The organism is Marilutibacter maris (assembly GCF_003233695.1).
In the GTDB taxonomy this organism is placed as follows: domain Bacteria; phylum Pseudomonadota; class Gammaproteobacteria; order Xanthomonadales; family Xanthomonadaceae; genus Marilutibacter; species Marilutibacter maris.
Genome location: NZ_CP029843.1, coordinates 3,876,693 through 3,890,072 on the forward strand (window position 1 = coordinate 3,876,693; position 13,380 = coordinate 3,890,072).

General features: G+C 70.2%; 13 protein-coding genes. 5 read left to right on the forward strand and 8 right to left on the reverse strand.

What is annotated here, in order from left to right; genetic code table 11:
• The first annotated feature begins 195 nt into the window (after positions 1-195).
• Entirely contained in the window at positions 196-1,047 is an 852-nt protein-coding gene (speE, locus tag C9I47_RS16715) for a polyamine aminopropyltransferase (RefSeq protein WP_111267763.1), read from the forward strand.
• 240 nt (positions 1,048-1,287) lie between these two features.
• Positions 1,288-1,968, forward strand: a complete 681-nt coding sequence (locus C9I47_RS16720; RefSeq protein ID WP_111267764.1) for a phosphotransferase — start codon at positions 1,288-1,290, stop codon at positions 1,966-1,968.
• Here C9I47_RS16720 and C9I47_RS16725 read toward each other — a convergent pair.
• Positions 1,965-2,303, reverse strand: a complete 339-nt coding sequence (locus C9I47_RS16725) for a P-II family nitrogen regulator (protein WP_111267765.1) — start codon at positions 2,301-2,303, stop codon at positions 1,965-1,967. The genes C9I47_RS16720 and C9I47_RS16725 overlap by 4 nt on opposite strands.
• Positions 2,304-2,592: 289 nt before the next feature.
• On the opposite strand from C9I47_RS16725, the gene ubiK reads away from it, so the two are divergent.
• Both ubiK and C9I47_RS16735 read left to right on the forward strand, forming a co-directional pair.
• Positions 2,593-2,868, forward strand: coding sequence for a ubiquinone biosynthesis accessory factor UbiK (gene ubiK, locus C9I47_RS16730; protein ID WP_111267766.1), 276 nt, complete (start codon positions 2,593-2,595; stop codon positions 2,866-2,868).
• 29 nt (positions 2,869-2,897) lie between these two features.
• Complete coding sequence (locus tag C9I47_RS16735; RefSeq protein ID WP_111267767.1) at positions 2,898-4,403, forward strand: YifB family Mg chelatase-like AAA ATPase; 1,506 nt, start codon at positions 2,898-2,900, stop codon at positions 4,401-4,403.
• Between the two features lie 143 nt (positions 4,404-4,546).
• On the opposite strand, the gene C9I47_RS16740 is transcribed toward C9I47_RS16735, so the two are convergent.
• From C9I47_RS16740 to C9I47_RS16755, 4 genes are all read right to left on the reverse strand, one after another.
• A complete protein-coding gene (locus tag C9I47_RS16740) occupies positions 4,547-5,068 on the reverse strand; it encodes a hypothetical protein (protein ID WP_111267768.1) in 522 nt (173 codons plus the stop codon).
• Between the two features lie 80 nt (positions 5,069-5,148).
• Positions 5,149-5,628 (reverse strand): hypothetical protein, encoded by a 480-nt coding sequence (locus C9I47_RS16745; RefSeq protein WP_111267769.1) that lies wholly within the window; start codon positions 5,626-5,628, stop codon positions 5,149-5,151.
• A gap of 86 nt (positions 5,629-5,714) precedes the next feature.
• Positions 5,715-6,179, reverse strand: a complete 465-nt coding sequence (locus C9I47_RS16750) for a hypothetical protein (RefSeq protein ID WP_111267770.1) — start codon at positions 6,177-6,179, stop codon at positions 5,715-5,717.
• A 128-nt stretch (positions 6,180-6,307) separates the two neighbouring features.
• Positions 6,308-7,492 (reverse strand): putative peptide maturation dehydrogenase, encoded by a 1,185-nt coding sequence (locus tag C9I47_RS16755; protein ID WP_111267771.1) that lies wholly within the window; start codon positions 7,490-7,492, stop codon positions 6,308-6,310.
• Positions 7,493-7,663: 171 nt separating this feature from the next.
• Between C9I47_RS16755 and C9I47_RS16760 the strand changes: the two genes are divergently transcribed.
• Positions 7,664-8,014 (forward strand): NHLP-related RiPP peptide, encoded by a 351-nt coding sequence (locus tag C9I47_RS16760; protein ID WP_111267772.1) that lies wholly within the window; start codon positions 7,664-7,666, stop codon positions 8,012-8,014.
• Here the strand turns inward: C9I47_RS16760 and C9I47_RS16765 are convergent.
• From C9I47_RS16765 to aceA, 3 genes are all read right to left on the reverse strand, one after another.
• Positions 7,996-10,596 (reverse strand): putative peptide modification system cyclase, encoded by a 2,601-nt coding sequence (locus C9I47_RS16765; RefSeq protein WP_111267773.1) that lies wholly within the window; start codon positions 10,594-10,596, stop codon positions 7,996-7,998. The genes C9I47_RS16760 and C9I47_RS16765 overlap by 19 nt on opposite strands.
• A gap of 11 nt (positions 10,597-10,607) precedes the next feature.
• Positions 10,608-11,591, reverse strand: coding sequence for a GGDEF domain-containing protein (locus tag C9I47_RS16770; RefSeq protein ID WP_111268214.1), 984 nt, complete (start codon positions 11,589-11,591; stop codon positions 10,608-10,610).
• A 350-nt stretch (positions 11,592-11,941) separates the two neighbouring features.
• The gene (gene aceA, locus C9I47_RS16775; protein WP_111267774.1) at positions 11,942-13,282 is read right to left on the reverse strand and encodes an isocitrate lyase; all 1,341 of its coding nucleotides are present in this window, start codon (positions 13,280-13,282) and stop codon (positions 11,942-11,944) included.
• Positions 13,283-13,380 lie beyond the last annotated feature (98 nt).

The following is a 13,380-nucleotide window of genomic DNA, read 5'->3' on the forward strand; positions in this document are numbered from 1 at the left end:
CGTGACGGGGCGCGCGCCGGCGGCCCCGCGGCGGCGGCGGCGGTCACCTCGCGGTCACGGCGGCCGAGGCGCGCTCGGCTACAATTCGCGGCCTCACGCGGCCCCTCCGGGCCGTTGCGGTCCGACCGGTCCCGGCGCGCCTCCGTGGCCGGACGGTCCGCCCCCCTGATCTGGCCACCTTCGGGACGCATCGGCATGAACGACAACACCACCTGGCACTACGAGAACTTCGAGCCGACCGGCTCGGCGATCGGCTACCGCATCACCCGCAAGCTCGACGAGGTGCAGTCGCCGTTCCAGAAGATCGAGATCTTCGAGAGCACCGACTGGGGCAACCTGATGCTCATCGACGGCGCGATGATGCTGACCACGAAGGACAATTTCTTCTACCACGAGATGATGTCGCACCCGGCGCTGTTCACCCATGCCGCGCCGAAGCGGGTGGTGATCATCGGCGGCGGCGACTGCGGCACCCTGCGCGAGGTGCTCAAGCACCCCGGCGTCGAGAGCGCGACCCAGTGCGACATCGACGAGCAGGTCACCCGCATGGCCGAGAAATGGTTCCCGGAGCTGTGCGAATCCAACGGCGATCCGCGTGCCGAGCTGCTGTTCGACGACGGCGTCGCCTACATGGCCAACTGCCCGGCCGGCAGCGTCGACATCGTCATCGTCGACTCGACCGACCCGGTCGGCCCGGCCGAGGGGCTGTTCAACAAGGCCTTCTACGAGAGCTGCTTCCGCGCGCTGAAGGAGGACGGCATCCTGGTGCAGCAGTCCGAGTCGCCGCTGATGCTGCTGGACCTGATCAACGAGATGCGCGGCGAGATGGGCAAGGCCGGCTTCACCCGCTTCAGCACCCTGCCGTTCCCGCAGCCGTGCTACCCGACCGGCTGGTGGAGCTGCACGCTGGCGCGCAAGGATGGAGGCTTCGACTTCCGCACCGGCGACGCGCGCGCCAAGGACTTCGAGACGAAGTACTACAGCGCCGACATCCACACCGGCGCGCTGGCGACCCCGCCGTTCGTGGCCGCGGCACTGGCCCGGTAACCTCGCACCCGAAGCCGTCCCCAGGCCCCGCCCCGCGCGGGGCTTTTCGTTTGCACGGCGGAAACCGGCAGCGCCTCCGGCGGGACGCATTGTCCCGGGAATGAGGCTGGCGACAGTCGGGAGATGACATTATTATTTCATTAACTGAACCGCTGGGTTCAGTTAACGAAACAACCTCCCCACGCTCACGCCGGCGCCCCCTCCTCCCCCGGATCGCGCTCCGCCGGCCCGATATCCGCCATGAATACGACCCGCCTACCCGCGGTCGCGCAGCGCCCTGCGCGCCTGCCGCCGCGCTGCCGCACGCTCAAGCGCGGCGAACGCCTGCTGGAACCGGAGGTCTACCTGACCCGCCTCGACGGCCGCGCGGCCGTGGTCAAGGACTACAGCCGCTATCGCCACACCCCGCTGGCGCCGCTGGCCCGGGTGCTGGTGCGGCGCGAGGCACGCGCCCTGCGTCGGCTGGCCGGCTGGCGCCACGCCCCGGCGCTGCTGGGCCGGATCGCCCCGCTCGCCCTGGCGATCGAGTACGTGCCCGGCATCCCGCTGTCGCAGGCGGCCGCCGACAGCCCGGCACCGGTGTTCGCGCAGTTGCGCGGCGCGGTCGCCCGTCTGCACGCCGCCGGCATCACCCACAACGACCTGCATCCGGCCAATGTATTGATCGCCAGCGGCGGCACCCCGGTGCTGATCGACTTCGCCTCCTCGCTGCGCGCGCCGCACTGGCTGCGCCGCTCGCCGCTGGTGCGCCAGTTGCGACGCGGCGACCTGGCCAATGTGCTGAAAATGCAGGCGCGGCTGACCGGAATCGGTCCGGGACGGCGCCAGCGTGCGACCCTGGCCGAGCCCGGCTGGGTCCGATCGATCCGCGACGGCTGGAAACGCCTGTACCGGCGCGACCGCAGGCGGGCCCAGGACTAGAGCGCGTCGGCGTCCAGCTCGCCGGTGCGGATGCGCACGGCGCGGTCGAGGTCGTAGACGAAGATCTTGCCGTCACCGACCTTGCCGGTCCCGGCCGCCTTGATGATCGCCTCGACCACCGCGTCGACCAGATCGTCGGTGACCGCGATCTCGAGCTTGATCTTGGGCAGGAAGTCGACCACGTACTCGGCGCCGCGGTACAGCTCGGTATGGCCCTTCTGGCGGCCGAAGCCCTTGACCTCGGTGGCGGTGATGCCGGCCACGCCGACCTCGGACAACGCCTCACGGACGTCGTCGAGCTTGAACGGCTTGACCACCGCCATGACCATCTTCATTGCTGCGTCTCCCTCGACCGGCCGGTTGCCCGGCGGCGACGGCCGGAGCGGCATTCAGGATAGCGTCTCGCCCGCGGGGCGCCCAGCGCCGGAGGCGGCGAATGCCGACGCCGGCACCGCCGCGATGGGGTAAAGTGCGCCTCCGCGGACGGCTCTCCCGTGCCTGCCGGCGCCCCGCCTAGGAAATTTCCTAGGCGTCGTCGCGACACAGGATGACTGCGCAGTCACGTCCGGCACGCCAAGCTGAGCCCATGCCGTACAGGTGCATGCCGGACAGGAAACGGAAACGATGATCGACCTGACCCAGATTGACGAACTCGCCCGCCGCCTCAGCAACCTGGTTCCGCCGGGACTGCGCGAGAGCCGCGAGGAAATGCAGCAGAACTTCAAGACCGTGCTCCAGAGCGGCCTGCAACGGCTGGACCTGGTGACCCGCGAGGAATTCGAGGTGCAGCGCGCGGTGCTGCAGCGCACCCGCGAGAAGCTCGAGGCCCTGCAGCAGACCGTCGCCGAGCTCGAAGCCCAGCTCGCCGGCGGTCCGGACGACGGCGGCTCGCGCCACTAGCCAACGGCCACAACCCAGGAGCCTGCTCCATGAACCTGGCCCTCGTGCACGGACGTGCGCGGTCCGGGGTCCGGGCACCGGCGGTACGGGTGGAAGTGCACCTGGCCGGCGGCCTGCCCGCGATGTCGATCGTCGGCCTGCCCGAGGCCGCGGTCCGCGAATCCAAGGACCGGGTGCGCGCCGCGATCCAGTGCGCGCAGTTCGAGTTCCCGGCGCGCCGGATCACCGTCAACCTGGCCCCGGCCGACCTGCCCAAGGACGGCGGCCGCTTCGATCTGCCGATCGCGCTGGGCATCCTCGCCGCCAGCGGCCAGATCCCGCTGGAACCGCTGAACGACTACGAGTTCCTCGGCGAACTCGGCCTGACCGGCGAGCTGCGCGCGGTCGACGGCGTGCTGCCGGCGGCGCTGGCGGCCGCCGAAGCCGGACGCCGCCTGCTGGTGCCGGCCGGCAACGGCGCCGAAGTCGCCCTGTCGAGCCGGGTCGAGGCGTATACCGCACGCACCCTGCTGGAGGTCTGCGCGCTGCTGCAGGGACGCAAGTCGCTGCCGGCGGCGATCGCGGTCCCGACGCGGCGCCGGCCGGGCCCTGACCTCTGCGAGGTGCGCGGCCAGGCCCAGGCCCGCCGTGCGCTGGAAGTCGCCGCGGCGGGCGGCCACCACCTGCTGCTGGTCGGCCCGCCGGGTTGCGGCAAGACCCTGCTCGCCTCGCGCCTGCCCGGCCTGCTGCCGCAGGCGTCCGAGGACGAGGCCCTGGAAGCGGCGGCGATCGCCTCGGTCAGCGGTCGCGGCCTCGATCCCGCGCACTGGCGGCAACGCCGGTTCCGCGCCCCCCACCACACCGCCAGCGCGGTCGCGCTGATCGGCGGCGGCGCCGAACCGCGACCGGGCGAGGTCTCGCTCGCCCACGAAGGGGTGTTGTTCCTCGACGAACTGCCGGAGTGGAGCCGGCAGGCGCTGGAAGTCCTGCGCGAACCGCTGGAGTCGGGCGTGGTCACCGTATCGCGGGCCGCCCGCAGCGCCGAGTTCCCGGCCCGCTTCCAACTGGTCGCGGCGATGAACCCGTGTCCCTGCGGCTGGGCCGGCGACACCAGCGGCCGCTGCCGCTGCAGCCCCGACGCCATCCGTCGCTATCGCGGACGGATTTCCGGTCCGTTGATGGACCGGATCGACCTGCACGTGCACGTGCCGCGGCTGCCGCCTTCGCAGTTGCGCCCCGATGGGCCGCCCGGAGAGTCCAGCGCCGCGGTCCAGGCGCGGGTGGCCGTCGCCCGCACGCGCCAGCTCGAACGCAGCGGCACGCCCAACGCGCGCCTCGGCGAGGCCCAGATGCGCGCGTGCTGCCGGCTCGACAACGGCGACCAGGCCCTGCTCGAACGCGCCGCCGAGTCGCTGCGTCTGAGTGCGCGCTCGATGCACCGGATCCTGCGGGTGGCGCGCACCATCGCCGACCTGGCCGGCAGCGCCGACATCGCCACCGCTCATCTGACCGAGGCGATCGGCTACCGGCGGATGGGCAGCGCGGACGGGCTCTGAGCATCGCGCCGGCAAGGGACACTGTCGCGACCGCTCCCGCCACGGCCTGGATGCACCTGTCGGCGCCATCGCATGGCGCGGCGCGGGCGGCGCCGCCCTGACGCGATGCCGGGGAGCGGTACCACCGGGCGCAGTACCCGGACTCAGAGGCCGCCGCAGTCCTGGCCGCAGGTCTTCGGGCGTTCCAGCCAGCCGCGCGCGCCTTCGCGCGCCTGCCGGCGCTCGGCCTCGCTGCCGCAACGGGTCACCCGCCGCGCGGTGCCGGACATCTTCTCGCGCCAGCATACGGTCTGGTCGTCGCGGGCCCGACGGGTGTTCTGCACATAGGCGTTGATCTGCTCGAGCGCATTTTCCAGCTCGACCTTCTCGTCGATGCTCAACTCATCGAGCCGGTGCTTGCCCTCGGTCACCGCGAACACCTGGGCCTGGGCCTTGCGCACACGGTTGTTCTCGCGCGTGCTCAGGCCGTCGATGCCGCCGTCGTCGAGATCGGCCTTCAGTTCGCGCTGCTGCTCCAGGATCGCCTGCAGGCCGTCGACGTCCTCGATCTCCACGTCGGCAGCGGGTTCATCCGGCGGCGTCTGCGCCGGGGCCGCCGCGCAGACCGCGGCCAACGTCCCAGCCATCAGCACGCGCCGCGTCCACTTCAGGACTTCATGTGCCATTTCCACACCCTCCCATCCGGGTGATGCGGTGATCGCGGCGACCGTCCACCTGGGCACGGTCGCCGCGACGACAGCAGCCGTTACAGACTGCCTTCGAGCCCCTTGCCGCTGCCGCAATCGCCGCTGCAGGTGGCCGGCGAATCGAGATAGCTGCGGGTATCCTCGCGCACCGCGCGCATCTCGGCGATGGTCGCGCAGCGCGTGGTCCGCAACGTGGTGCCGACCTTACGCTCGCGCCAGCACTCCTGGCGGTTGTCCTCGTTCTCGCTGATCACCGCCTTCACTTCCTCCAGCGCGTTGAACAGCTCCACCTTCTGGTCCGGACCGAGCTGGTCGACCGTGCTGACATCGTCCAGCAGGTCGAAGATCCGGTCCTGGGCGCTGTGCATGCGGCCAAGCGCCCGCGACCCGAAGCGCGCGTACTCGCCGGTCGACACCTCGCTCTCGCGACGGATCTCGTGCTGCTGCTTCAGGATCTGCCCCACCTTGTCGACGTTCGCGACCGCGGTGACCGATACCAGGCCCAGGACGAGGGCGGCGATCCAGGTACTTGCTTTCATGACGTTCTCCTTGGAGTGGTGGGGCCGGCCCGCCGGGCCGGTCGTGCGTGCGGTGCGGGTACCGCTGCGGGCCGCAGCCCGCGAAGTCACTCGACCTTGCAGTCGATGCAGGTGCCGCGGCTGTCCATCACGCTGCGGGCGGCTTCGCGCTCCTCGCGCAACTGGGCGACGGTCTTGCAGACGCGCTCCTTGCGGTTGCTGCCCAGAATGCGGCGGCGCTCGCAGACCATGCGCTCATCCTCGGCGCGGGTCAGCGCGTTCTCGATCCACTTGACGTCGGCTTCGACCTGGGCCTGGGCATCGCCATCGAGCTCGTCGATGTGCTGCTTGCCCTCCAGCACGGCCAGCAGGCGCGCCTGCCGCTCGGCAAGCTCCTCGCGGGAGCGGGCCGACAACTCGGCATATGGGCTGTTGCCCGCCTGCAGGCCGGCACTGATCTGGGCCTGGCGGGCGCGGATCTGGTCGGGTTGCTGGGAAGTGCCGGCAGAGGCGGCGAAAGCGGAACCGACCAGGGTCAGCGCGACCACGGCCTTGAGCAGGAAACGGCGCATATGCGGGGGCTATTTATATGAACGGCCCCCGAACATACAACGGCATTCCACGCCGTGTCGACCGACTTCGCACGGTCAAAACGCATATTCGGCAAAGACAGGTAGCGTCGAAATCCGACGCGACGCGGTCAGCTTCCGGCCTGGCTCCAGACTTCCCCGGCGGGGTCCAGCTCGGCGGTCTCCATCACCGCGGCACGCCAGCCGAAGCCGCACAGCGCCAGCGCGCCCTGGCTGAGCGGGTCGATTCCGAACACCTGTTCGATCCGCTTCTCGTTGATCGCGCCGGTGATGAAGGCGCCCAGTCCGGCCTCGGTCGCCGACAGGTACAGGGTCTGCGACAGGTGGCCGCCTTCCAGCGCCACCACCCGGTAGCCCTTGGCGTGCTGGCGGTACTTCCAGAAGGTGCGGTCGTAGCGCGGCGACATCAGCACCAGTACGTGGGCGTCGGCGAACCAGTGCTGCTGGGCGGCGATGTCCATCACCAGCTCGCGCAGCGGGCGGTCCGCAGCCGGCAGCGGCTCCAGCGCGTGTTCGAGCGCCTGGTAGTGGTACAGGCCCGGCGCGATGCCGTCCACGTGCTGGACGATCAGGTAGCACTCCATCGGATGCAGACCGCCGCCGCTGGGCACGTTCTTCTTCAGGAACACGGTGTCGTCCGACACCCGCACCTCGGCCTGGGCGGCGAACACCCGTTGCATCACCTGGGCGAAGGCCGCCAGCGGCAGTCGTCGCGACGGATCGAAATTGCGGCAGGTGGCGCGACGGGCAAGCAGACGATCGAAGTCGTTCGGCGGCACCCGCGGCAGCGGCAACCGGTCGCCGGCTTCGACACGCACCGCGGCCTCGACCGGCGGCGCCCCGAGCACTTCGCGCATCTGCACCGCGGTCTCGGTGCCGCTGTCCTTGCTGTTCTGCACCGCGTCGACGCCGTCCCAGCGGGTGAACGCGTGCAGGGTCGCGCCCAGCGGATGCCAGTGCACCTGCCGGAACGCCTCGTCGCGCGCGCGCCAGCGGTCATACGCGTCGTCGCCCGTGTCGGCGTCGGCGATGACCAGGCCCTCGGCCAGCAGCCGCGGCAACGCCCCGCCATCATCGTCGAGGCTGTCGGCATCGAGCCACTGACCGGGACTGAGCCGTCCCAGCAGCGCGCACTCGCCGATATCGAGCTCAACCTCCTCGCCGATATGCGGCGCCAGCGCCAGCCAGCGCCGGGTCCGGCACAGGCCATCGCCGCCGGTCAGCAGCGACTCCAGCTCGAACGCCACCTCCTCGCGCGGTTCCAGAAAAACGACCGCGCAACGACGGATACGCATCCCAAGGCCTCGTTCAGATCCGGCGCTACTTTATCGCGCGCACCCGCAACTGCCGAGTTCAAAGCGCGCAAAGGGCCGCGAAACCAATCTGTGACGGTTGCCCGCCTGCGGCCGGAGCGCTAGATTCTGCGGCTGACGGCCTGGCCCAGGGCCGCACATGGGGAAAGACCGATGAGTACCAAGACCCGGACCGCGCCACTGCCCGTGGAGGTCGCCGATCGCCTGCTGGATCTGCTCGGCAGCGACGACCTGTTCCGTGAGCGCTTCCAGCGCGATCACCTCGCCGCGCTGCGCTCGATCGGCTACGAAGCCCCGCGGCCGGGCCCCATCACCGCTTGCGGCGCGGTCTCCGCCGCGGAGCAGGTGGCGCCATTCGCCAGCTGCAAAGTGACCCGGCTCGCCCCCAAGGAAACCATCGCCGCCGCCCGCGAGGAGATCATGAGCATGCTGTTGCGCGGGCTTGCCCAGACCACGCCCCGGCTCGATCTTGGATTGCCGACGTCTCAGATTTCGCGCAAGTGATCCGGCAAGGCTTCAACCGGCCAGAGCCGGTTGAAGTCCTGCAGCTTCCGCTCCGCTTCGTCGTCCTTGCCCTGCCCCCGAAGCAGTTCCGCCTCGCGGCGCATGGCGAGGTTGCTGTCCAGGACGTTCAGTGCCTGCAGGCATCCGCCGCAGGTGAGCTCGCCATAGGCAAGGCCACGCCGCTGCTGCAGCCAGCGCGCCTGTTCCAGTGCCTGCGGGATCTGGCCCGCATCGGCGTACGCCTCCATCAACGCAACCCGCGTCTGATAGCGCTCCCTGCCTGAAACCAGGGGCCGCAGCAGCGCCACCGCCTGTTCGGGTTCGCCTGCCCGCCGTAGCGCCTCCGCCTTCACCACGCTGGCCAGCTCGGCCACGACCGGCAGCCGCATCAGCTTCTCGTTCCGGGCCAGCGACTCGACGATGCGCCGCGCGCCGTCGGCGTCGCCCATCCGCTGCAGGATCAGGGCGGCACCCAATGCGGTCGTCGCGTCGTCCTCGGCATCGGCGTTGAAGCCCTCCTTGTTCAGCGCCAGGCTCGCCTCGGCGGCGGCGTGCAAGGTCGCCCGGGCCGCATCGGCATCCCCGGCCAACCAGTGGCTCAGTGCCACCGGCACCTTCAGATAGCGTCCGGCGAGTCCGGAGGTGTTCTTCAATACCCGGACCGACGCCTGCGACAGTTCGAGCGCCTGCTTCCACTTGCCCTGATCGATCGCCAGGCTGGTCTTCTCGATGTAGTGGTCCTCGTTGGCCAGGTCCAGTCGTCTGGCCTCGCTCTCGGCCTTTTCGAAATGACGCTGCGCGGCGGCGGTGGAGACCAGGCGGCGCTGGCTGCTGCCCCCCGACTCCTCCAGCGAGCGCGTGAACGCCGCCTCTGCCTGCGGGTAGGCCTCCATCGCCAGACGGATGCGACCGACCGTATCGAAGTCCATTCCCTTCAGGGGATTCTGGTCGACGGCGCCGGCCAGTGCGTGAGGCAGCGCCTCGGCGAATCGGTTCTCCTCGTACAGCCAGAGCGCGGCATTACCCCTTCCAGGCAGGTAGTCCGGATACATCTTCGCCAGCTGCACCCAGCGCCCGGCCGTCTCCCACGGCGCATCGAACTCCGACACCCAGGCATCCAGATACAGCGCCTCCCTGGGCGGCAGCCTGTCCTTCAGCACCGCCGCCTGCCGCAGCGCCTTCATCGCCGAGGGCGCGTCGACATTGGAGAAACGCACGCGCACCTGTCCCAGCCAGGCCAATGCGAAGTCGGGGTCGAGTTCGGTGGCCTGCTCGTACATCTGCAGCGCTTCGTCGAAGTCGTAGCGCGCATACGCCTCCTGCCCCAGTGCGTAGGCGCGCAGCGCGTCGAGATTGCCGGTGGTCACCTCCGGCAACGGTCGGGAATCCTTGTCGATCTGGGCGACCGCCTCGCCCAGGTCGGCGCGCAGGGCGCCGGTGACGGTGTCGATCGACGCCAGTATCGACTCCTCGCCCTTGCCGTCGGCGGCATGCGCGTAGACGGTGGTCTGGGTGTGCGGGTCGATCACCTCGACGCTGAAGCGCAGGCGCCCGCCGACCTCGGATACGGTCGGCACGATCACCGCGCGGGCGCCGTCGCGCTGGGCGATCTGCGCGGCCAGCCCGCGGTCGACCAGAGCGGTCGAATCCATCCGCATCCGGGTCAGCGAGTCGCGGACCTTCAGGTCCGACAGCACGTTGACGAAGCGCGACTGTTCCAGGCTGATCCGGAACGCCTGCTCCAGCGAATCGTCCAGGCGGGTGTTGCCGGTGAGGTTGCGCAGGTCGCCGACCACCACCCAGTCGCGCTCGTTGAAGGCGATCGCCGGCGGCGGCCGGGTCGCGAACCAGCCGCCGACCGCGACCGCCGCGACCAGCGCCGCCTCGGCCGCCAGCAGCGCCGGACGCCGCCAGCGCGGCACGTCGCGCCAGGCCTTGGCGGTATTGGGCGGCGCGCGCAGCGGGGCGACCCCGGGCTCGCCGACCTCGAAGATCTGCTGCCGTTCGACGACGCCCTTGAAGCGCCAGGAGCCATGCGACTTCCAGATCAGGTGCAGGCCGCGCTCGCCCAGCTCGCGGGCGGCACGGTGGGCCAGTGGCTCGGCGACCGCCGACATCAGCACCTGGCCGGGACGGGCGATCGACATCAGCCGTGCCGCGATCGGCTTGGCCAGGCCCTCGACCTCGACCGGCTTGGCGCCCAGGCGCACCGCCTCGTCGCTGTTGCGCCAGGTCAGCACCTCGCCCACGTGCAGGCCGGCGCGGGTCCTGACCCGCAGGTGTCGCAGCTTGCCGATCTCGTCCAGGCCGCGGCCATAGTCGAGGGCGAAACCGAGCCCGTCGATCGGCCGCTCGAACAGCAGCAGCAGGCCGTCGGAACGGTCGATCAGGCGGCCGCGCCACTGCTGCTGCAGACGCAGCACCAGGCGGTCGTGCTCGCGGAAGAACTGGGCGGTGCCACCGTCGCCGAGCTGCTCGACCAGGGTGGTGGAGTCGCAGATGTCGGTCAGCAGGATCGTGCGCAACTGCGGCGCCGCCGACGCGGCCTGGGCTTCCTGTTCGATCGTCACGACGTCGTCCATGGCCGCACCCGTCATGCCGTGCTCGGCAAGGGGTCCTGCCACTCGACCCGGCCACCGCCGAGGCGTTTGGCGCGGTACAGGGCGGCGTCGGCCTGGGCGTACCAGGCGTTCCAGTCGGCGTCGGCCTCGACCAGGCAGGCGCCGACGCTCAGCGGGCAGATGAGCGGCGCGATGCCTTCCTCGGCCTCCATCGCCAGCAGGTTCTGGGCGGTGCGGACGACATAGCTGGCGACCCGCATCACGTCCTCGCGGCGGGCGGAGGCGACCACCAGGCAGAATTCGTCGCCGCCGAGGCGGCAGGCCAGATCCTCGGGGCCGACCACCGCGCGCAGGATGCTGGCCACGCTCTGCAGCACGCGGTCGCCGACCAGGTGGCCGTGTTCGTCGTTGACCTGCTTGAAGCGGTCGCAGTCGACCAGCACCAGGCCCAGCGCCGTGGTCAGGCCGATCTCGCGGCACTCCTGCATGTGCAGCATCAGTCCGCGACGGTTGTACAGGCCGGTCAGTTCGTCGGTGCGGACCAGCTCCTCGGTCTGGTTGAGCTGGTGGGTGGTCGTATGCAGATTGTCCAGCGCCGCCTGCAGGTCGTGGTTGCGGCGGCGCAGACGGCGGATCAGGCCCTGCTCGTTGTAGACCACGCGCATGATCGCGCGGCGCAGGAAGAACGACACCGTCGCCGGATCGTGCTCGACCAGACGCTCGAATTCGTGGTGGCGCAGTTCGATCAGCTGGCCGTCGCAGGCGGCGATCGCATCGGCGCTGCGGGCATGGTCGCCGATCAGCAGGCCAAGCTCGCCGAAGAATTCGTTGGGGCCCAGGCGCTTGACCTGCAGGTCGTCGCCGAAGTCCAGGTCGATCTCACCGCGCGCGATCACGTACATCGCGGTGCCGCTGTCGCCGCGGCGGAACAGCACCTCGCCCGGGCTCACCGCGCGCAGGCGGCCCATGCGGGCGAACAGTTCGAATTCGTCGGCGCTGAGGATCGCCGAGGTCATCGCGATCACATCGTGCGCACTGTGCGAAACGTCCACGGCCGCCCTCGCCTTCTCCTCGGTGTTCCGATCCGGCATCGCAAACGCCAGGTTTTCGCGGTTCATGCGCACTCCCGCAGCCTAGATGCATCGTCCCTGTTCATCAGCCCCGTACACCGCAAGAGCACAGGCGTTCGGAGGATAGCACCACACTGGCGGGAGAACGGAAAAACCCCGGCCGCCCGGACAGACGGTCCGGGCGGCCGGGGCATCCCCGATCGCGGGCCGCGGACGGGCCGCCCCCCCGGGTCGGCCCGCCGCGCGCCCATACCGCCGTCGCCGGAACCGCTCCCCCGCGGCTCCGGCGACGCGGATCAGGCGGCGATCGCCTGGTTTCCGGACGCGTCCGCGTCCTTGCCGTCGTGGAACTGCTCCTCCTCGGTCGACCCCTTCAGCGCCACCGTCGAGGACTGCCCGCCCTGGATGGTCTGGGTGATCGCGTCGAAGTAGCCGGTGCCGACCTCGCGCTGGTGCTTGACCGCGGTGAAGCCCTTCTCGGCGGCCGCGAACTCGGCCTCCTGCAGCTCGACGAAGGCGCTCATCTGCCGGCGCGCGTAGCCGTGGGCGAGGTTGAACATGCCGTAGTTCAGCGCATGGAAGCCGGCCAGGGTGATGAACTGGAACTTGTAACCGTAGGACGCGATCTCCTTCTGGAACTTCGCGATGGTGGCGTCGTCGAGGTTCTTCTTCCAGTTGAAGCTCGGCGAGCAGTTGTAGGCCAGCAGCTTGCCCGGGTACTTGGCGTGGATGGCCTCGGCGAACTTGCGCGCGAACTCCAGGTCCGGCTTGCCGGTCTCGCACCAGATCAGGTCGGCATAGGGCGCGTAGGCCAGGCCGCGGCTGATCGCCTGGTCGAGCCCGTTGCGGGTCTTGTAGAAGCCCTCGACGGTGCGCTCGCCGGTGCAGAACGGCTTGTCGTTGTCGTCGATGTCGCTGGTCAGCAGGTCGGCGGCCTCGGCATCGGTACGCGCGATCAACAGGGTCGGCACGCCCATCACGTCGGCGGCCAGGCGCGCGGCGACCAGCTTGTCGACCGCCTCGCGGGTCGGCACCAGCACCTTGCCGCCCATGTGCCCGCACTTCTTCACCGCGGCCAGCTGGTCCTCGAAATGCACGCCGGCGGCGCCGGCCTCGATCATCCCCTTCATCAGCTCGTAGGCGTTGAGCACGCCACCGAAGCCGGCCTCGGCGTCGGCCACGATCGGCTGCACGAAATCGACATCGCCGCCGCTGGCGTCGCCGTTGCGCTCCGCGCACTGGATCTGGTCGGCGCGCAACAGGGTGTTGTTGATCCGCTTGACCACCGCCGGCACCGAGTCGGCCGGGTACAGCGACTGGTCCGGATACATCTGCCCGCCGAGATTGGCGTCGGCGGCCACCTGCCAGCCGGACAGGTAGATCGCCTTCAGTCCGGCCTTGACCTGCTGCATCGCCTGGTTGCCGGTCAGCGCGCCGAGGGCGTTGACGAAGTCCTCGTTCTGCAGGTAGTTCCACAGCTTGTCCGCGCCATGCCGGGCCAGGCTGTACTCGACCGGCACGGTGCCGCGCAGGCGCACCACGTCGTCGGCGCAGTACGGACGGGTGATTCCGGCCCAGCGCGGGCTGCTGGCCCATTCCTGGCGCAGTTGGTCGGCGGTGGCGTGGATATGGCTCATGGCGGTGACCTCTTTGCGATGCCCGCGCTGCGGGCGTGTGGGGTGCGGGTTGATGTTTGCGTCGTCGCGTCCTGCGACGGGGTGCGTAGGAGCGGCGC

Bases quoted from the DNA above. Each gene is read 5' to 3' on its own strand.
- speE (WP_111267763.1), top strand. From the start codon at position 196: ATGAACGACAACACCACCTGGCACTACGAGAACTTCGAGCCGACCGGC.
- C9I47_RS16720 (WP_111267764.1), top strand. From the start codon at position 1,288: ATGAATACGACCCGCCTACCCGCGGTCGCGCAGCGCCCTGCGCGCCTG.
- C9I47_RS16725 (WP_111267765.1), bottom strand. From the start codon at position 2,303: ATGAAGATGGTCATGGCGGTGGTCAAGCCGTTCAAGCTCGACGACGTC.
- ubiK (WP_111267766.1), top strand. From the start codon at position 2,593: ATGATCGACCTGACCCAGATTGACGAACTCGCCCGCCGCCTCAGCAAC.
- C9I47_RS16735 (WP_111267767.1), top strand. From the start codon at position 2,898: ATGAACCTGGCCCTCGTGCACGGACGTGCGCGGTCCGGGGTCCGGGCA.
- C9I47_RS16740 (WP_111267768.1), bottom strand. From the start codon at position 5,068: ATGGCACATGAAGTCCTGAAGTGGACGCGGCGCGTGCTGATGGCTGGG.
- C9I47_RS16745 (WP_111267769.1), bottom strand. From the start codon at position 5,628: ATGAAAGCAAGTACCTGGATCGCCGCCCTCGTCCTGGGCCTGGTATCG.
- C9I47_RS16750 (WP_111267770.1), bottom strand. From the start codon at position 6,179: ATGCGCCGTTTCCTGCTCAAGGCCGTGGTCGCGCTGACCCTGGTCGGT.
- C9I47_RS16755 (WP_111267771.1), bottom strand. From the start codon at position 7,492: ATGCGTATCCGTCGTTGCGCGGTCGTTTTTCTGGAACCGCGCGAGGAG.
- C9I47_RS16760 (WP_111267772.1), top strand. From the start codon at position 7,664: ATGAGTACCAAGACCCGGACCGCGCCACTGCCCGTGGAGGTCGCCGAT.
- C9I47_RS16765 (WP_111267773.1), bottom strand. From the start codon at position 10,596: ATGGACGACGTCGTGACGATCGAACAGGAAGCCCAGGCCGCGTCGGCG.
- C9I47_RS16770 (WP_111268214.1), bottom strand. From the start codon at position 11,591: ATGACCTCGGCGATCCTCAGCGCCGACGAATTCGAACTGTTCGCCCGC.
- aceA (WP_111267774.1), bottom strand. From the start codon at position 13,282: ATGAGCCATATCCACGCCACCGCCGACCAACTGCGCCAGGAATGGGCC.